The sequence below is a fragment of the Mycobacterium sp. 852002-53434_SCH5985345 genome (genome assembly GCF_001667155.1).
Taxonomy (GTDB): Bacteria; Actinomycetota; Actinomycetes; order Mycobacteriales; family Mycobacteriaceae; genus Mycobacterium.
The window spans coordinates 165,369-183,606 of sequence record NZ_LZIE01000074.1 but is presented as its reverse complement, the minus strand read 5'-3'; the positions used below and the strand labels follow the sequence as shown (position 1 = coordinate 183,606).

14 protein-coding genes are annotated in these 18,238 nt (G+C 68.2%); 10 read left to right on the top strand and 4 right to left on the bottom strand.

Going from position 1 to position 18,238, the window contains the following annotated elements; all coding sequences use genetic code 11:
* Positions 1-110 precede the first annotated feature (110 nt).
* On the top strand, positions 111-923 hold the full coding sequence (locus A5756_RS18380; RefSeq protein ID WP_156659631.1) for a hypothetical protein: 813 nt from the start codon (positions 111-113) through the stop codon (positions 921-923).
* Here A5756_RS18380 and disA read toward each other — a convergent pair.
* The 3 genes from disA to A5756_RS18365 are packed head-to-tail and all read right to left on the bottom strand — an operon-like array spanning position 920 to position 4,028.
* The gene (gene disA / locus A5756_RS18375; RefSeq protein WP_066955447.1) at positions 920-1,993 is read right to left on the bottom strand and encodes a DNA integrity scanning diadenylate cyclase DisA; all 1,074 of its coding nucleotides are present in this window, start codon (positions 1,991-1,993) and stop codon (positions 920-922) included. The two genes, A5756_RS18380 and disA, sit on opposite strands and share 4 nt — an antisense overlap.
* Positions 1,990-3,420 carry a DNA repair protein RadA gene (gene radA, locus A5756_RS18370; protein ID WP_066955444.1) on the bottom strand — a complete coding sequence of 477 codons (1,431 nt, stop codon included), beginning with the start codon at positions 3,418-3,420 and terminating at the stop codon, positions 1,990-1,992. Before radA ends, disA begins: the two co-directional genes overlap by 4 nt.
* 59 nt (positions 3,421-3,479) lie before the next feature.
* Entirely contained in the window at positions 3,480-4,028 is a 549-nt protein-coding gene (locus A5756_RS18365; protein ID WP_066955440.1) for a hypothetical protein, read from the bottom strand.
* A gap of 297 nt (positions 4,029-4,325) precedes the next feature.
* Here A5756_RS18365 and carD point away from each other — a divergent pair, with 297 nt between their 5' ends.
* The 6 genes from carD to A5756_RS18335 are packed head-to-tail and all read left to right on the top strand — an operon-like array spanning position 4,326 to position 9,375.
* Positions 4,326-4,814, top strand: a complete 489-nt coding sequence (gene carD, locus A5756_RS18360) for an RNA polymerase-binding transcription factor CarD (protein WP_007166539.1) — start codon at positions 4,326-4,328, stop codon at positions 4,812-4,814.
* Positions 4,815-4,830: 16 nt separating this feature from the next.
* The gene (ispD, locus tag A5756_RS18355) at positions 4,831-5,517 is read left to right on the top strand and encodes a 2-C-methyl-D-erythritol 4-phosphate cytidylyltransferase (protein WP_066955436.1); all 687 of its coding nucleotides are present in this window, start codon (positions 4,831-4,833) and stop codon (positions 5,515-5,517) included.
* Positions 5,514-5,993 (top strand): 2-C-methyl-D-erythritol 2,4-cyclodiphosphate synthase, encoded by a 480-nt coding sequence (gene ispF, locus A5756_RS18350; protein WP_066955433.1) that lies wholly within the window; start codon positions 5,514-5,516, stop codon positions 5,991-5,993. The genes ispD and ispF overlap by 4 nt, the downstream gene beginning before the upstream one ends.
* A gap of 50 nt (positions 5,994-6,043) precedes the next feature.
* Complete coding sequence (cysS, locus tag A5756_RS18345; protein ID WP_066955430.1) at positions 6,044-7,462, top strand: cysteine--tRNA ligase; 1,419 nt, start codon at positions 6,044-6,046, stop codon at positions 7,460-7,462.
* Positions 7,463-8,395, top strand: a complete 933-nt coding sequence (rlmB, locus tag A5756_RS18340; protein WP_066955427.1) for a 23S rRNA (guanosine(2251)-2'-O)-methyltransferase RlmB — start codon at positions 7,463-7,465, stop codon at positions 8,393-8,395. It abuts the gene before it with no gap.
* Between the two features lie 5 nt (positions 8,396-8,400).
* Positions 8,401-9,375: a glycerophosphodiester phosphodiesterase gene (locus tag A5756_RS18335; RefSeq protein ID WP_232001846.1), complete on the top strand. Its 975-nt coding sequence runs from the start codon at positions 8,401-8,403 to the stop codon at positions 9,373-9,375.
* Positions 9,376-9,377: 2 nt separating this feature from the next.
* On the opposite strand, the gene A5756_RS18330 is transcribed toward A5756_RS18335, so the two are convergent.
* On the bottom strand, positions 9,378-10,775 hold the full coding sequence (locus A5756_RS18330; RefSeq protein ID WP_066955425.1) for an NAD(P)/FAD-dependent oxidoreductase: 1,398 nt from the start codon (positions 10,773-10,775) through the stop codon (positions 9,378-9,380).
* A 247-nt stretch (positions 10,776-11,022) separates the two neighbouring features.
* Between A5756_RS18330 and A5756_RS18325 the strand changes: the two genes are divergently transcribed.
* The 3 genes from A5756_RS18325 to A5756_RS18315 all read left to right on the top strand — a co-directional run bounded on the left by A5756_RS18325 (position 11,023) and on the right by A5756_RS18315 (position 18,179).
* Positions 11,023-14,217 carry an adenylate/guanylate cyclase domain-containing protein gene (locus tag A5756_RS18325; RefSeq protein ID WP_066955422.1) on the top strand — a complete coding sequence of 1,065 codons (3,195 nt, stop codon included), beginning with the start codon at positions 11,023-11,025 and terminating at the stop codon, positions 14,215-14,217.
* Position 14,218: 1 nt separating this feature from the next.
* Positions 14,219-15,460 carry a glycosyltransferase gene (locus A5756_RS18320; protein ID WP_066955419.1) on the top strand — a complete coding sequence of 414 codons (1,242 nt, stop codon included), beginning with the start codon at positions 14,219-14,221 and terminating at the stop codon, positions 15,458-15,460.
* 91 nt (positions 15,461-15,551) lie between these two features.
* The gene (locus tag A5756_RS18315) at positions 15,552-18,179 is read left to right on the top strand and encodes a LuxR C-terminal-related transcriptional regulator (protein WP_066955416.1); all 2,628 of its coding nucleotides are present in this window, start codon (positions 15,552-15,554) and stop codon (positions 18,177-18,179) included.
* Positions 18,180-18,238 lie beyond the last annotated feature (59 nt).

Below are 18,238 nucleotides of genomic sequence, written 5' to 3'. Positions count from 1 at the left end.
CTCAGCGGGGCCCAGGGCGGTCGTCACTAACACGGCGGTCAGCCAGCAAACCCCGCGACACGCCGAGGCGGGTCAGGCAACTCGACGTGACCTGGACCTACGCTGCAAACGTGCTGGATCTTGAACCGCGTGGCCCGCTACCTACCGAGATCTATTGGCGGCGCCGTGGCCTGGCCGTGGGCGTCGCGGTCGTCGTCTTAGGGATCGTGGTCGCCGCGGTCATCGCCTTCATGGGACACAACACGGGCGCCAAGCCCGCCAGTGCCGACAAACCGAATTCCGCTCAAAGCAAGCCCGGCTCGCCCGCGCCGCAGGCGCCTCCGCCGGCCGCGCCCGGGGAACAGCCCAACCCGGGGGTGCCGCCGCAACAGGGCCAGAACCCGGAGATGCCCACCCCGACGGCAGCGGTGCAGCCGCCGCCGGTGCTGAAAGAGGGCGATGACTGCCCCGATTCGACGCTGGCCGTCAAGGGCCTGACCAATGCGCCCCAGTACTTCATCGGCGATCAGCCGAAGTTCACCATGGTCGTCACCAATATCGGCCTGGTGTCCTGCAAGCGGGATGTCGGCGCCGCGGTGCTGGCGGCGTACGTGTACTCGCTGGACAACAAGCGACTGTGGTCGAACCTGGACTGCGCGCCCTCCAACGAGACGCTGATCAAGACATTCACCCCGGGCGAGCAGGTGACGACCGCGGTGACGTGGACGGGGATGGGGTCGGCGCCGCACTGCCCGCTGCCCCGGCCGGCCATCGGGCCGGGCACCTACAACCTCGTCGTGCAGTTGGGCAACCTGCGCTCGCAGCCGGTCCCGTTCATCATGAACCAGCCGCCACCGCCGCCGGGCCCGGCGCCCGGGCCGGGTCAGCCGGCCGCCGCGCCGCCGCCGGAGGCACCGCCGGTCGCGCCGGCCCCAGCCGGCTAACTAAGCGGATCGGAGATCGTCGACTCCGCGAGCTGCGATAGTCCCTCACGCACGTGGCGGGCCCACATCGCGCCGATGCCCTCGACCGACTGCAGGTCGCCGGCGCTGGCCGCCAGCAAGCCTTGCAGCGTCCCGAACGACCGGACCAGTAGGTCGGAGTGGGCGAACTGCAACCGCGGGATGCTGGCCAGCGCGCGGTAGCCGCGCGGGCTCACGGCCGAGTCCTGTGCCTCCGCCGTGGTCGGGTAGCCGAAAACCTTTGCCAGCGCGGTGAGTTCGAGCAGCTCGGTGTCCGAGAGGGCGTCCAGCTCGTCGAGTGTCGCGGTCATCTGCGCTTTGGACAGCGGCTCCGGGCTGGCGTGGTAGTCGCGCACGGTCAGTTCCCGCGCGATGTCGTTGCCGCCCAGCAGCTCGTCGAGCTGCAGCCGCAGCTGGCGACCGTCGGTGCCCAGCTCGACGACGTCGTAGTCGATCACCAGACCGATCCGCCGGACCAGCTCGAGCCGCTGCACCACCGTCATCACGTCGCGCAGCGTGACGAAGTCCTCGATCTCGGCGAGCGAAAGCTGCCTGCTGACCTCGTCGAGCCGCGTCTTGTACCGCTCGAGGGTGGCGATCGCCTGGTTGGCCCGCGACAGGATGGTCGCGGAATCGGCCACCACGTGGCGCTCCCCGCCGACGTAGACGGTCACGATGTTCATCGAGTGGCTCACCGAGATCACCGGGTAACCGGTCTGAATCGCCGCGCGTTCCGCCGAGCGGTGCCGCGTCCCGGATTCGTCGGTGGGTATCGACGGGTCCGGCACCAGCTGCACATTGGCCCGCACGATGCGGCTGCCGTCGGTGGACAGCACGACGGCCCCGTCCATCTTCGCCAGCTCGCGCAGGCGGGTCGGCGCGTACCGGACATCGAGGGCGAAGCCGCCGTCGCAGATGGCCTCGACGTTTTCGTCGTTGCCGATGACGATCAGCGCACCGGTGCGGCCACGCAGGATGCGCTCCAGGCCGTCTCGCAGCCCGGTGCCCGGCGCCAGGCGGGCGACGGTCTCACGCAGTGTCGGACGTGTCACAGCGTGTCATTGTGCGGCCCCGCGGTGTTACGCGTCCAGCCGTTGCGCGGCTCGGCGATGGCTTTCATGTGTTGCAGCGCCGCGACGATGGTCGGTGCCCGCAGCGCCCGCATCCCATCGGGCACGATCTCGCGGCGGGGGTCGTCGCCGTCCGGGATGAGCGCGATGCTGAATCCCTGGCGCGCGGCCTCGGCCAGCCGTCGATCCATGCCGCTGACCCGCCGCAGGTCGCCCGCCAGCCCCACTTCGCCGATCATCACCGCCGTCGTCGGGAGCGGTCGATCGGAGTATGCGGAGGCCAGCGCGATCGCGACGGCCAGATCCGAGGAGGGATCCGTCAGCCGCATGCCGCCCACGGTGGACAGGTAGATGTCGTGGACGCTGACGGGCAGCCTGCCGTGCTTTTCCAGCACGGCGCTGATCATCGCAGCCCGGGAGGGGTCGATGCCGCTGACGGCGCGGCGCGGGGAGCCGCCCCCTGGGGTCGCCAGCAGCGCCTGCACCTCTCCGATCAGCGGCCGCTTCCCGTCCAGCGTCACGGTGATGGCGGTCCCGGCGACGGGTGCCGGCCGTTGATCCAGGAAGAGGTTCGACGGGTCGGATACGTCCTCGATTCCGCTGTCGTGCAGCGTGAAACAGCCGACCTCGTCGGCCGCGCCGAACCGGTTCTTGATCCCGCGGACCATCCGCAGCGACCCGTTGCGGTCGCCCTCGAAATGCAGCACCACGTCGACCAGGTGTTCCAGCGAGCGCGGCCCGGCGATGGCTCCGTCCTTGGTGACGTGGCCGACCAGGATCAGCGCGACGCCGTTGGCCTTCGCGGCGGCGGTCAGCGCGGCGGTGACCGCGCGGACCTGCGTGACCCCGCCGGCGACGCCGTCGGCCTCGGTCGTGGACATGGTCTGCACCGAGTCCACGATCACCAGGGCGGGCCGCACGGTCGCGATGTGGTCCAGCACCGTGTGCACATCGGATTCGGCCGCCAGGTAGACCTCGTCGGCGCCGCAGCCGATCCGGTCGGCCCGCAGCCGGATCTGGCCGGCGGACTCCTCACCGGAGATGTACAGCGCGCGCCGGCCCGAAAGCGCCCAGCGATGGGCGACTTTGAGCAGCAGCGTCGACTTTCCCACGCCGGGATCGCCGGCCAGCAGGGTGACCGAACCGGGCACCACGCCGCCCCCGAGCACCCGGTCGAGTTCCCCGACGCCGGTCGAGCGGTGCTGGCTGGCGTTGGGTTCGACGGAGGTAATCGGGACCGGCCGGGAAGCGGAAGCCGAGGCCGGACCCGCTCGCCGGCCGCCGACCGCGGTCAGTACCGGCGCCTCGTCGACGGTGCCCCAGGTACCGCACTCCAAGCACCGACCCACCCACTTGGCGGTGACGTGTTGGCATTCGGAGCAGCGATAATGCGAGCGCGGATTTGCCACGCCATGACGGTATCGAGCCGGTACGACAAATCCCCGCTATGACAGGCGGTTACGCGCGCCTAGCTTTGCTGGGGTGGATTCAACCCGGCCGAAACCGGCACCAGCACGGTGGCCTGGCCGGCCTTCTCGAAGTTGAAGGTGAAGTTGTACAGGAGGCCGTTGCTGACCGGCTTGGCTAGGGTGACCGTCGCCTTGGCGGCGTTGGTGTTGGCGCCCAAGGGTCCGGGCGCCACCCTCTGTCCCTCCGGCGTCCCGATCATCAGCCTTCCGCCGGCGGGCAGGCGGCCGTCTCCGCTCAAGGCCACCGAGCCGACGTCGCTGGTGATACTGACCAATCTGTCCGGCACGTCAGGCGACTGGTTGATGGCTACCAGCACCAGATCGACCGTCCGGCCCGGCTGCACGGCTTCACCGGTCTGCGTGGCCTGCATGCGGATGTCGCGCAGTGCCACATTTTTGAAGGTGACCTTGTTGCCGTTGATGGCGGGCTCCTGGACGGCCATCTGCGATACCTGGCCGGCCCCGCAGCCACTCAGCAGGACCGCGAGCACCGCTACCAGGCCGACGAGCGCGGCCCGGAACGAGAGGCTGATCTCGAATCGGTTCACTCAATGCCTCCTGCTGGGCCGGTTCGACTGATGCAACTATGCACAGTAGTAGGAAGGTTTCGCGCGCGGTAGCGCGGGGCGTTAGACCAGCCCGGGAGCCCGTCCCGCGGGCTCCCTTACGGCGCTCAGGGGCCGCTCCCGGGGCCGAATAGACGCATTGGTAATGTGCATCACTGCACGTTCTGCTCCCCCTGTCAACCCCTAATCTGCGCGTGTTGTGCCCCTGACCTGCATCGTTGCTCCACGCGCGATTGGGCGGCCGTGTTAGACTGAAGTAACGAAAGGGGCTCGAATCAGATGATCTTCAAGGTCGGCGACACCGTTGTTTACCCGCATCACGGTGCTGCGTTAGTCGAGGCGATTGAAACCCGCACCATCAAAGGGGAACAAAAGGAATATCTCGTCTTGAAGGTGGCGCAGGGAGACCTGACAGTTCGAGTACCCGCAGACAACGCTGAGTACGTCGGTGTCCGCGACGTCGTCGGGCAAGAAGGCCTCGACAAGGTGTTCCAGGTGCTGCGGGCTCCGCACACCGAAGAGCCGACCAACTGGTCGCGCCGCTACAAGGCCAACCTGGAAAAGCTGGCCTCCGGCGATGTCAACAAGGTCGCCGAGGTAGTTCGCGACCTGTGGCGTCGGGACCAGGAACGTGGCCTGTCCGCGGGCGAGAAGCGCATGCTGGCCAAGGCCCGCCAGATCCTGGTCGGCGAATTGGCGCTGGCCGAGAGCACCGACGACGCCAAGGCGGAAACCATCCTCGACGAGGTTCTGGCCGCCGCTTCCTGAAGGCCCTGACTCTTCGGTGGTCACGGGGACGCTCTCCTCGGGCACGGTTGTCGCAGTGGTTCCGGCCGCAGGGTCGGGCGAGCGACTGGGCGCAGGCATTCCCAAAGCATTCTGCGAGGTCGACGGGCGCACCCTGTTGGACCGCGCCGTCGAGGGTTTGCTGAAATCCGGAGTCGTCGACCACGTGGTCGTGGCCGTCCCTGCGGCCCGGGTCGACGAGGCTGCGCGGGCCCTGGGGGAGCGAGCGACCGTCGTCCCCGGCGGCGCCGATCGCACTGAATCGGTGAGCCTGGCGCTGGCGGCCCTCGCCGGTGAACCCGATTTCGTCCTGGTCCACGACGCCGCGCGTGCCCTGACGCCGCCGGAACTGATCGTGCGCGTGGTGGACGCCTTGCGGGCCGGGCATGACGCCGTCGTGCCCGCGCTGCCCCTGCATGACACCATCAAGGCCGTGGACGCCAACGGCGTGGTCCTGGGTACACGCGAGCGGGCCGGGCTGCGCGCCGTGCAGACGCCGCAGGGTTTCGCCCGTGACTTGTTGCTGCGGGCGTACCAGCGCGCGGGCACCGCCGATTTCACCGACGACGCCTCGCTCGTCGAGCATGTCGGCGGCCAGGTGCAGGTGGTCGACGGCGACGTGCTGGCGTTCAAGATCACCACCCAGCTCGATCTGTTGCTGGCCGAAGCGGTCGTGCGCCGGTGAGCGAGCTGCCTAGGGTCGGCCTCGGGGTCGACGTGCACCCGATCGAACCAGGCCGGCCCTGCTGGCTGCTGGGTCTGCTGTTTCCAGGCGCCGACGGCTGCGCCGGCCACTCCGACGGCGACGTGGGGGCGCACGCGCTGTGCGACGCGCTGCTGTCGGCCGCGGGGCTGGGCGACATCGGCGCCGTTTTCGGGGTAGACGACCCCCGCTGGAAAGGGATCAGCGGCGCGGACATGCTGCGCCACGTCGCCGATTTGGTGGCCCGGGACGGTTTTCGGGTCGGAAACGCCGCGGTGCAGCTGATCGGCAACCAGCCGAAGGTCGGTCCGCGCCGGGCCGAGGCGCAGCGCGTGCTATCGGAGCTGCTGGGGGCTCCGGTCGCGGTGGCGGCGACTACGACCGACGGGTTGGGCCTGACCGGCCGCGGCGAGGGCCGCGCCGCCATCGCCACCGCATTGGTGATCGCCGCCGGCTAAGGCGCGCGCAGCGCCGGGCAACTCGGAACCACCCGGTAAGCTGGCACGTCGTGACCGATCGCGCCCGCTTGCGGCTACACGACACGGCGGCCGGTGCCGTGCGTGATTTCGTTCCGCTGCGCGAGGGCCACGTCTCCATCTACCTGTGTGGCGCCACCGTTCAGGGTTTGCCGCACATCGGCCATGTCCGCAGCGGCGTGGCCTTCGACATCCTGCGCCGCTGGCTGATGGCGCGCGGCTGCGACGTCGCCTTCATTCGCAACGTGACCGACATCGACGACAAGATCCTCAACAAGGCCGCCGCCGCCGACCGGCCGTGGTGGGAGTGGGCGGCCACCTACGAGCGCGCGTTCAGCGCCGCCTACGACGCTCTGGACGTCTTGCCGCCGTCGGCCGAGCCACGCGCCACCGGGCACATCACCCAGATGGTCGAATTGATGGACCGCCTGATCGAAACCGGCCACGCGTACCCGGCGGGCGGCGACGTGTACTTCGACGTGCTCAGCTACCCGGAGTACGGCCAGCTCTCCGGTCACAAGATCGACGACGTCCATCAGGGCGAAGGCGTGGCCACCTGCAAGCGGGATCAACGCGACTTCACGCTGTGGAAGGCCGCCAAGCCCGGCGAGCCGTCGTGGCCCACACCCTGGGGGCGCGGACGCCCGGGCTGGCACCTGGAATGCTCCGCGATGGCCCGCACCTACCTGGGGCCGGAGTTCGACATCCATTGCGGCGGGATGGACTTGGTCTTCCCGCACCACGAGAACGAGATCGCGCAGAGCCGCGCCGCCGGTGACGGATTCGCCCGCTACTGGCTGCACAATGGCTGGGTCACCATGGGCGGCGAGAAGATGAGCAAGTCGCTGGGCAACGTGCTGGCCATCCCGGCGCTGTTGCAGCGGGTGCGACCGGCGGAGCTGCGCTACTACCTGGGCAGCGCGCACTACCGCTCGATGCTGGAATTCTCCGACACCGCACTACAGGACGCGGTGAAAGCCTATGTGGGCGTTGAGGAATTCCTGCACCGCGTCCGCATTCGCGTCGGTGCCGTCCAGCCCGGCGAATGGACCCCGCGGTTCGCCGAGGCGCTCGACGACGACTTGGCGGTTCCGGCCGCGCTGGCCGAGGTGCACCACGCCCGGGCCGAGGGCAACCGCGCCCTCGACACCGGCGACCACGACGGCGCGTTGCAGCAAGCCCGCGCGATCCGCACCATGATGGGCATCTTGGGCTGCGACCCGCTCGACGAGCGCTGGGAAACCCGCGACGAGACGACGGCCGCGCTGGCCGCGGTCGAGGTGTTGGTGCGGGCCGAACTGGAAAGCCGGGAAAAGGCTCGCGAGCAACGCAATTGGGCGCTCGCCGACGAGATCAGGGATCGCCTGAAACTCGCCGGCATCGACGTCACCGACACCGCGGACGGGCCGCAGTGGGAGCTGTCGGCCCGCGAAGAAAAGCGCGACAACTAGATGGCCGGCAACTCGCGGCGCCGCGGGGCAATACGCAAAGCGGGCAGCAAGAAGGGACCCACCGTGGGTTCGGGCGGCCAGCGTCGCCGCGCGCTCGAGGGCCGCGGTCCCACACCGCCGGCGCACCTGCGTCCGAACCATCCCGCAGCCAAACGCGCCCAGTCGCCGCCGCGGCGGCCGGCCAAGCGCGCCACCGACGAGACGGAGACGGTGCTCGGCCGCAACCCGGTGCTCGAGTGCCTGCGGGCCGGCGTGCCGGCGACGGCGTTGTACGTGGCGCTGGGCACCGAGGCCGACGAGCGGGTCACCGAAAGCGTGACCCGCGCAGCGGATGCGGGCATTTCGATCCTCGAGGTGCCGCGTGCCGACCTGGACCGGATGACGAGCAACCACCTGCATCAGGGCATCGCACTACAGGTGCCGCCGTACGACTATGCCCACCCCGACGACCTGCTGACCACCGCGATCAACTCACCGCCCGCCCTGCTGGTCGCGCTGGACAACATCTCCGATCCGCGCAACCTCGGTGCGATCGTGCGTTCGGTCGCGGCGTTCGGCGGCCACGGTGTGCTGATCCCGCAGCGACGCTCGGCGTCTGTGACGGCGGTGGCCTGGCGCACCAGTGCCGGGGCCGCGGCGCGCATCCCGGTGGCACGGGCCACCAATCTGACCAGAACGCTTAAAGATTGGGCCGACCGAGGCATCCGGGTGATCGGCCTGGACGCCGACGGTGACACCGTCGTCGACGATATCGACGGCGCCGACCCGCTGGTGGTGGTCGTCGGATCGGAAGGCAAAGGGCTGTCGCGACTTGTCCGGCAGAACTGCGACGAGGTGGTGTCCATCCCGATGGCCGGGCACGCCGAATCGCTGAACGCCTCGGTGGCCGCCGGGGTGGTGCTCGCCGAAATCGCGCGCCAGCGCAGGGCTTAGCTCCGGTGCGCCGGCGGCCCGTGCGCCTCGGTGCCGCGCTGGCGCTACTCGTTGTGCTGGCGCCCGCGGCCGGCGCCCAAACCCCCGAATTCGACCTGCAGGCTCACCGCGGCGGGCGTGGGGAGACGACGGAGGAGTCGTTGCGGGCCTTCACGAAATCACTCGAGTTGGGGGTCAGCACACTTGAACTCGACATCAACATCACCAGAGACGGGCAACCGCTGGTGTGGCACGATCCGACGATCGACGCCGAAAAATGCGCCGACACCGGGCCCGCCTTCGCCGGCGATCCGCAGTATCCCTACGTCGGCAAGTTGGTGTACGAACTCACCCTGAACCAGATTCGCACGCTGGACTGCGGGCGGCGGCTGGCCGAATTTCCCGATGCTGAAGTTGTGCGGGGCAACAAGATAGCCGTCCTGGCGGAGGTGTTTGCGCTGGCCGATTCCTACCATGCGGCCGTGCGCTACAACGTCGAGACGAAGGTGGCAGCCGACAAGCCCGGCACCTCGGCCGACCCCCAACAGTTTGTCGACGTGATACTGGCGGCGGTCAGGTCGGCCGGCAAGGTCGGCCGCGTGGAGATCCAGAGCTTCGATTGGCGGACCTTGCCCATGGTGCGCCGGGAAGAGCCGTCAATTCCGTTGGTGGCGTTGTACAACGAGGACACCTGGGTGCCGGACTCGCCGTGGCTGGCCGGGGCGAACGCCACCGCCATCGGCGATCCGATGATCGGGGCGAAGCTGGTGGGCGCGGACATCATCTCGCCCAGGTACCAGCTGGTAGCCGGCCAGCCGTATGTCGATCGCGCACATGCGTTGGGGCTGAAGGTGATCCCGTGGACAGTCGACGATGCGGCCGCGATGCGCGAACAGATCGCCGACGGCGTCGACGGCATCATCACCGACTACCCGACCCGGTTGCGGGGCGTGTTGGCCGATCTCGGGATGCCGCTGCCGCCGGCCTACCACCGGGGTTAGCGTCAGCGCGGCGCTTCCACCAGAACGTCGGCGGGCGCGATATCGGCATCGATGCCGGGTCGGCGCGCGCGGGCAGCACGCCAGATCATGTTCGGGCGCAACAGTCGCGTCGCGGGGTCGACGAGGGAGGTCACTCTGATGAACTGATTCAGCGCTGCGGTGTCGCTTTCGGCCGCGGTGAGCACCCGATCGACGTACTTGTTGAACAGCCGAGCGACGAGCGGTGCGGTGCCGTGGATTTCGGGCAGGGCAAGGTCGGGGTTGGTCGATAGGTGCCAGGCTTGGCGGATCGGTGCTGCCGCGGCTCGGAAGTAGCGCCGCGCCAAATCGTCAGTACCGGCAGATAAGCAGTCGCGCAGCGCCAACGCCTCGAGCGCGGCGACCGTCATGCCCTGGCCGTAGACCGGGTTGAAGCTGCAGATCGCGTCTCCGATGACCAGCAGGCCCTCGGGGAAGCGCCGCAGCTTGTCGTAGCGGCGCCATCGACTGCATGGCGTCCGGTGCCGCACCGGTTCCCCGATGGGTTCGGCGGCTCGCACCGCGGCGAGCAGGTGGGCCGGCGCGCAGTCCGCCACGAAATCACACATCTCCGCAAGGTCGAGCGACGCCGGTTCCTGGCCGGCCACCCCCATCACCGTGAGCAGCCAGGTGTCGTCCTCGCAGTGCAACAGGCCGCAACCTCTCGGCCTGCCGGGCACGATACCGATGAGGAAGCCGAGCTCCCGCGGCGCTTCCGCCGTCATGCGCAGCGCCTGGCTCGCGTAGGTCAGCTGGACGTCGACGCGATCCTCATGCGGGCGGTCGTACCCCAAGTCGTCCAGCCAGGTCGGGGTGCGGGCGGCGCGCCCGGTGGCATCGACGACCAACTCGGCGGGCAGCGTGGTGGGCTCGCCGGTGCGGCCGCAGACCACCCGCACTCCCGTGACGCGGTGGCGATCCTGTGTCGATACCGGGCCCAGGATCACGTGTTCGTCGAGCAGGGTGACGTTGGGAATCTCGCGCAGCCGCGTGCGGACATGGTCTTCGAGAAAGGGCCGTGTCGCGCTGTACGCGGTCAGCCCCGTGGCGCTGCCGCGCCGCGCCATCAGATGCCCGCCGACGTTGTAGTAGAGCTCGGAGAGATCCTGGCCGTCGAAGTGATGCGCGCCGTCGAGAACCATCTCGTCGAGGACGCCGGGGAACATCCCCTCGATCACCTGTGCTCCCCGGGCCAACAGAGCGTGCAGGTGCCGTCCCTGCGGCACGCCCCGGCGGGCGGCGTGGGCATCGGGCAGCGGGTCACGCTCCACGACCGTCACCGTGTCGAAGAAGTCGGCTAGCGATCGCGCGGCCAGCAAACCGGCCATGCTCGCCCCCAACACCACCGCGTGACTGCCGATCCTGGCCTCTTTGTCGGACATCGCACACCGCCTTCGCTCACCGATAGCTGACAAAAGTCATGCTCACCGGCCGCCGTCGGAGGGGATAGCGTAGTCGGCTACGCCACTTGCGGGTGCCGAGTCAGCCGTCGTCCTGCAAAGCGCGGCGGAGTCCGACCAGCTTCTGGGCAACTCCAGCGAGCAGGTTTCGCGGATATGTGCCGCCCGCGGGGCGCTATGGGCGATCATGGGGATCACGCAAGGGCTTTACGGCGCAGGAGATCGGTGGATGGTTAGTCCGGTCAGCGAGGCCACCGGCCGATGTGGGCTGTGCGGCAACGACCTGCGCGCCAAGGCGCGCTTCTGCGATGTCTGCGGCGCTCCAGTCATCCCAAGACCGGCCAGCGGCGAACGCAAACAAGTAACCGTGCTGTTCGCCGACGTCGTCGGCTCAATGAAGCTTGCGGCGGCCCTCGACGCGGAACTGCTCCAAGAGATCATGAACGAGATGTTCAACCGTGCGGCGGCCGTGGTTCAGCGCTATCACGGGACCGTCGATAAGTTCACCGGTGACGGCTTGATGGCGCTGTTCGGTGCCCCGGTGGCCCTGGAGGATCATGCGCTGCGGGCGTGCATTTCCGCTCTGGAGATCCAATCGGTCACCAAAGAGCTTGCCGCCGAGGTGCTTCGCCGTGCCGGCGTCACCTTGCAGGTGCGAGTCGGGCTGAACTCGGGGGCAGTGATCGCCGGCGAAATAGGTTCAGGCCAAGGAAGATACACCGCGGTCGGCCACCCCGTCGGAATGGCACAACGCATGGAGGCCGCCGCCCCTCCGGGTGGAGTCATGTGCTCGCTTTCCACGGCACGCCTCGTCGAGGAAGCGGCCCGGCTCGGTCCCGTCGAAGACATTTTCGTCAAGGGTGCCGACGCACCCGTGCCCGCGCGACAACTCCTCGCCATGGAATCCGAGCGGATGGTGTTGGGCCGCCAGGAAGGCCTGATGCTGGGCCGCGATGCGGAGATGCGCCGGCTGCAAACCCTGTTCGCCGCCCATTCCGGCTGCCTCGTTGGGATTGTCGGTCGCCCCGGGCTGGGCAAGAGCCGCCTGCTCAGGGAGTTCACGACGATCGCCGCAAGTCAAGGCGCCGACATCGTCGTCGCCCGCTGCGAAGCGCACACCAGCACGGTTGCGTTCCGGGCGTTGTCGCGCCTGCTGCGCGCCATGTTCAAGTTGGAAGGCCTTAGCGCAAGCGAGGCCCGCGAACGCACGAGCATGCAATACGCAGATTTGCTTGGACGGGACTCCGCCGACGCCCAAATCCTGTTCGAGGCCATGGGCATCGCCGACACCATGGCCCCTCACCTGCAGGTCAGCGCCGAAGCGAGGCGCCGACGGCTGATCGAAATCCTGGCGCATGCCGTTCGGGCACGCTCCACTTCGACGGTGTTTGCACTGGAGGACGCCCATTGGATCGATCAGCCCAGCGACGACGTCCTCGCTGATTTCGCGAGCACCCTCGACGGGACGACGTCGATGTTCGTCATGACCTACCGGCCAGAATTCCGTGGCGCGCTACGCAATCGATCGAACCAGACGGTGACGCTGCAGCCACTGACCGAATCGACGTCCGTCCGCCTTGTCCGCCAGCTCCTCGGGGGCGACCAGTCGCTGGGTGGCCTGGGCGAACGAATTGCAGCCGCGGTGGCCGGCAATCCCTTCTTCGCCGAGGAGATCGTTCGCGACCTTGCGGGCCGCGGCGTGCTCTCGGGCGGTCGCGGTGCCTACCGCCTGACGGGCGATGCCGACGAAATCGCCGTTCCGGCCACGGTGCAAGCGGTGCTTGCCGCCCGCATCGATCGGTTGCCCGCGACCACGAAGTCGATCCTCAACGCCGCGGCGGTGATCGGTAACCACTTCGACGTGGACGCACTGCACGCTCTGCTGCCGGAGAGCGCATCCACGAGCCTGGCCGAGCTGGTGTCGGCCGAGCTGATCGATCAGATCGAATTCGTTCCGCGCCAACGGTATTGCTTCCACCATCCGCTGGTGCGCACGGTCGCCTACGAGTCACAACTGAGCGCCGTCCGCGTGCAGGCCCACCGCCGGCTGGCCGCCGCGATCGAGGCGCGCGACGCGGGTGCCGTCGACGACAACGCGGCATTAATCGCAACCCACCTGGAGTCGGGCGGCGAACTCGTCCAGGCCTACCATTGGCATCTGCGTGCGGCGGAACGGCTTCGGCCGCGCGATATCCGCGCCGCCCGCGCGGAATGGGAGAGTGCGCGCCGCATCGCAGATGGGCTGTCCGACGACCACGAGGACGTGACCGCGATGCGAATCGCGCCGCGCGCCATGCTGATCTCTACGGCGCTTTACGTGAGCGACGCCGATGGCGCCGACGGTCTCTACGAAGAGCTTCGCGGTCTCAGCACGCAGGCCACCGACCTGACACCGCTCGCGCTCGCGACCGCCGGACTCATCTGGTCGTTCAGTATCAACGACATTCGGGTTCCCGAGGCCCTGGCGCTGGCATCGGAGCTCGAAGACATGGTCAGCGGCATTGTGTGCGATGCGGCGACCAGGGCCATAATCCTCAATTCGTTAGCATTCATCCGGTTTGCCAACTGCGAATTCGACGCCGCGCTAAGGGTCATTGACGCGATACTGACACTGGCTGGGGATGTGCCCGCGAACGAAACGGTTGCGGCGCAAATTCTTCGCGGAATCATCGGCATGTGCCTCGGCGACTGCAGTAAGGGCAAGCGGGATTTCCGGGAGGGCCTTGAACAAGCACATACGCTCGGCCCCCTCAACTACGCGACCATGTCGCATTACGCGGGAACAGTTGCGGTGCTGGGTCTGTGCAGGGGCGACGATTTGGTCGACGAGACGCGTGAGGCGTTGCGATGCGGGGAATCGCTGGGCGACGTCAGCGGCATCATCGCCACACTGTGGGCCCATGGATCGGCCCTGCTGCGCACGGAGAACACGTCGCGCGACGAGGCCATCGATCTGCTTGACCGCGCCCGCGTCCTGATCGAGGAGCACAAGCTGCATCACATCGGGATGACGAGCATTGCCGCCGATCTGGCGGTCGATGCCGCCCGCAGAGGACGGATCCACGAAGCGATAGACGATCTTCGCCCCACGTTCTTGCGGCACTCCGAGAGCGGCAGTCCAGTGTTCGTCGGCTGTACGGCCGAGGCGCTCATCGAACTGCTCGTTGAGCGAGGATCCGTCGAAGACCTCCGCGAAGCCCGCGACATCGTCGGTCGGTGGCACGTTCGGCGGCCTGGCATCGCGGCTACGGATCTGTGGTGGCTGAAATCCCGCGCGCTGCTGGCCCGGGCGGAAGGCCGCCCGGACCAGTACGCCGAACTGTCGAAGGCTTACCTCGAGTCATGCAACAAGCTCGATGCCCGCGGGCGGCAGCCCGAGGCACGCCGGATGGTCGATGAATCCCTTGCACTGCGGCGGGGCTGAAGTGGCGACGATCCTGGCGTACACCTCGCCCGCGCTGGGGCACCTATTGCCGATGAGCGCGCTGTTATCGGAGCTGTCGAGCCGTGGGCACGGGATTTATGTGCGGACACTCTCAAGCGGTGTAGACATCGGGCGAAAGCTCGGCTTCACGGCGGATGCGATCGATCCGCGCATCGAGGCGATCGAGCTCGGGGACAGCGAGGTGACGGCCAATCCTCTGGTCGCCCTCAAGCGTGGAGTTGCGAGCTTTGGCCGGCGTGCCGTGCACGAAGTCGCCGATCTCGGGGACGCGATAGCGCGGGTTGGTCCAGATGCACTGCTCGTCGACGTGAACTGCTGGGGGGCGCTGTCGGCGGCCGAAACCGGTGAGATCCCCTGGGCATGTTTCGTGCCGTACACGCCGCCACTGCGGTCGCCCGGCGTGCCACCGTTCGGCCCGGGTCTCAGGCCGATGTCGGGCGCGTTGGGCCGGTTGCGCGATGCCGCCGTGCGCATCGCGGTGGAGGGTCCGCTGCAGCGGGTGATGCTCCCACCGATCAACGGGATTCGTGCGGATCTCGAATTGCGGTCGGTCGCGTCGATGGACGAGTTCTTGCGCCGCGCACCGCTGCTGCTGGTCGCCAGCGGCAAGCCGTTCCAGTACCCGCAAACGGATTGGGGTGATGCGGTGCAGCTGATCGGTCCATGCGTGGTCGACCCCGGGCCGCACACCGTCCCCGATTGGCTGGCCTCAATCGACCAGCCGATAGTGCTGGTCACCACCTCATCGGAGAAACAAGCGGACACCAACCTGATCCGGACCGCGCTCGCCGCACTGAAGGACGAGCCGGTGCATGTGGTCGCGACCTTGCCCGCCGGGCGACCGGACGAAGTAGCGTCGACGCGCAACGCAACCGTGCTGCAATTCATCCCGCACGGCTTGGTGCTGGACCGGGCGGTGTGTGCCGTGACGCACGGCGGGATGGGCGCAACTCAAAAGGCGCTCGCCCGTGGCATACCGGTGTGCGTCGTTCCATACGGTCGCGACCAGCTCGAGGTTGCGCGGCGCGTCGAGGTGGCCCAGTGCGGTACCCGCCTGCCGGCAAAGAAACTCTCACCGTCGCGGCTGCGCACCAAAGTGCGGGAAGCGATGACGATGACCCACGGTGCGAAACGGGTGGCGGCCGGATTCAAGGCCACCGGCGGGACGGCCCGCGGCGCGGATCTCTTCGAGCAGCGCCTCCTCGGCACCAACGTCAGCTGACTTCAGCAAAGGGTCTACAGGGTATAAATCGGTGCCACGAAACGTCGAGAAAGCCGCCCGCGTGACACCGCCGCACCGCTATAGTCGCCGCGTGATCAGCGGAGAGCCGTTGACCGGGCGTGACACTGAATTAGCGATCATTCGCCGCGCATTGAACGGGGCTGGCAAGCACTCCGGCGTAGTGATCGCCGGAGCCGCCGGTGTGGGCAAGACCAGGCTGGCCCGCGAAGTGCTCCGCTGCGCCGAGGCGTCCGGTGAGCGGACAAAGTGGATCGTCGGCACAGAGTCGGCTTGTGCGCTACCGCTGGGGGCGTTCATCGGGGCGCTCGGCGATGCGATGTCGGATCCACTGGCAAACGTGCGCCGAGTGATCGATTCGTTTGTCGCGCAACAGCATCGGGCTCGTGTGATGGTCGGAATCGATGACGCTCACCTGCTCGACGGGTTGTCCGCCCTTGTTGTTCACCAGTTGGCGCAGTCGGGCGGGGCCCGGCTGGTGGTAACGCTACGAACCGGCGGTGCGGAGCCCGACGCCGTGACGGCGTTGTGGAAGGACGGGCTGCTGGCGCGCATCGATCTCGAACCGCTTTCCGCCGGCGCAACACGCCAACTGATCGAGAGCACGCTTGGCGGTCCAGTCGACGCCCGAAGTGCGGCGAGGTTCCGGAAGCTGACCGGGGGAAATACCTTGTTCCTCCAGCAGCTACTAAGCGATCAGATAGCGGCCGGGCGGATGCGCAAATTGGCCGGGGTGTGGATGTGGGACGGCGACGTCGCGGTCTCGGCGAGCCTGTCGGACACCGTCGCGCGCCAGATGGGTCGGCTCAGCCCGGGAGTGGCACTCGTGGTAGACACGCTGTCGCAGTGCGAGCCGTTGGCCGTCGATGCGCTGTGCGATTTGGCGCGCCGGCGCGACCTGACGGTCGCCGAGAGCATGGGTCTGGTGAACGTCGAGCGCTCCGGTGGCGGCCTGACGGCCAGGCTGGCGCACCCGCTGTTCGGTGAGCTGCGCCGCGCGAGCGCCGGCGAGATGTATCTGTCGGGAATCAGGGGCAGGCTGGTGACCCGGCTGACCAAAGACGGTGACGCCGACATGCAGGCGACCGTGCGGCGCGCGCTGCTGAGGCTCCAATCGGACCTTGATCCCGACCCCGACCTTTATCTGGAGTCGGCGCGGCACGCCATGACGCTGCTGGATCTGGATCTGGCTGACCGGTTCGCCACTGCGGCTTCGCAAGCCGGGGCACCCGGAGCGGCCGGGGTGCTGGCAATGAACCTGGTGCTGCTCGGACGTGGCGAGGAGGCCGAGACCGAATTGCGCGACATGGCTGGCACCGTTTTGGCTGACGGCCATCACTGGGCGACGGTGCGGGCCGCCAACCTGGCCTGGATGCTCGGTAACCCGCAAGCCGCTGCGGCGATCCTGGACGGTCTCGCCGCGAGCCCCGAGACCCCGGCACAGGCGGCGGAGCGTCTGGCCGTCCAGGCCTGCCTGGACGCGATGTCCGCGCGCTGCGCGCTTGCGGCCGAACGGGCCCGGGCCGCATTGAGTTTCGAAGCCCTACCAGGCTTTCACGCGATGATGGCATCGCTTGCGCTGATCATGGCGATGGGTGCGCTGGGGGAGGTCGATGAGCTCGCGGACGTGGCCGAGCAGGCGCTGCGGCGCACGACGACGTCGTTCCAGGCGTCCCATATGCGGTTTTGGTTCGGGGCTGTTTACGGTCGTGCCTGCCGATTGACCGGGCGCATCGACGAATTCGTCACCACGGCAGAGCAACTGGCCGACTCCGCCCGCGACATTCCGGGTCTGGCGTATGCGAACCTGGCGCTCCTGCTGGGGAACGCCGAACTGGTGCGCGGTGCCGTCGCCGAGGCGGCCCGACTGGTGCACGAAGCGCTTGCCGGGGTGGAAAAACACTCCGTCACAACGGGTTTGCGCGCGGCGAGCTACTTCGCCCTGGCTGAGGCCCACGCCAAGCTCGGACAACCCACCGAGGCCAACGACGCTGTAGCTGGGGCGCGGTCGTGTGTGCCGCCTGACTTTTTGTTCATGCACACCGCCCTGTCGCTGGCTAGCGGTTGGGCGTTGGCAGCAAGCGGTCGTCTCAGCGAGGCCGTGACGAGCGCCCACCAGGCTGCTCAGCTTGCCCGCGAGCGCGGCCAGCCCACCCATGAGCTGGCCTGCATACAGGTCGCGGCCCAATGGGGCGACGCCTCACAGGCGGTGCGGGCACGCGAGCTAGCCGCGGCGTTGTCGCTGCCGCTGGCCAACGCTGTTGCCCTGCATGCGGAAAGCCTGCTCTCAGGTGATGGCGAAGGCCTGCTGGAGGCGTCGGCAGCGTACCGGCAGATCGGTGATCGGGCCGCGGCCGCTGACGCGGCGGCGCAGGCTTCGGTCGCGTTCAACGAAAGCCAGCAGCACAGGCGCGGACTGTATGCCGCGGCGTTGGCCAAGGAGTTGGCCCAAAAATGTGGCGGTTTATGCACGCCGGCGCTGCGCACGCCGACGGGCCTTAAGTTGTCGGGCCGCCAGCGCGATGTCGTCGAGCTCGTCGTGGCCGGCCTCTCAAACCGCCAGATCGCCGAGAAGTTGGTGATGTCGGTGCGCACTGTAGAAGGACACGTCTACCGGGCGTGCCAGCGGGTTGGGGCTCAATCACGCGAGGCGTTGGCGTCGATCGTCAGATCCGGGCCGGGTGACTGCGGGACGGGCTGAGCCCAAATACTCGCGAAGTCGAGTAGCCGACTACGCATGTGAACGCACCTGATTCGGCA

What these genes read in the sequence shown, in the direction of transcription:
- rlmB (WP_066955427.1), top strand. Translation starts at nt 7,463, where the DNA reads ATGGCCGGCAACTCGCGGCGCCGCGGGGCAATACGCAAAGCGGGCAGC.
- A5756_RS18325 (WP_066955422.1), top strand. Translation starts at nt 11,023, where the DNA reads ATGGTTAGTCCGGTCAGCGAGGCCACCGGCCGATGTGGGCTGTGCGGC.
- carD (WP_007166539.1), top strand. Translation starts at nt 4,326, where the DNA reads ATGATCTTCAAGGTCGGCGACACCGTTGTTTACCCGCATCACGGTGCT.
- A5756_RS18330 (WP_066955425.1), bottom strand. Translation starts at nt 10,775, where the DNA reads ATGTCCGACAAAGAGGCCAGGATCGGCAGTCACGCGGTGGTGTTGGGG.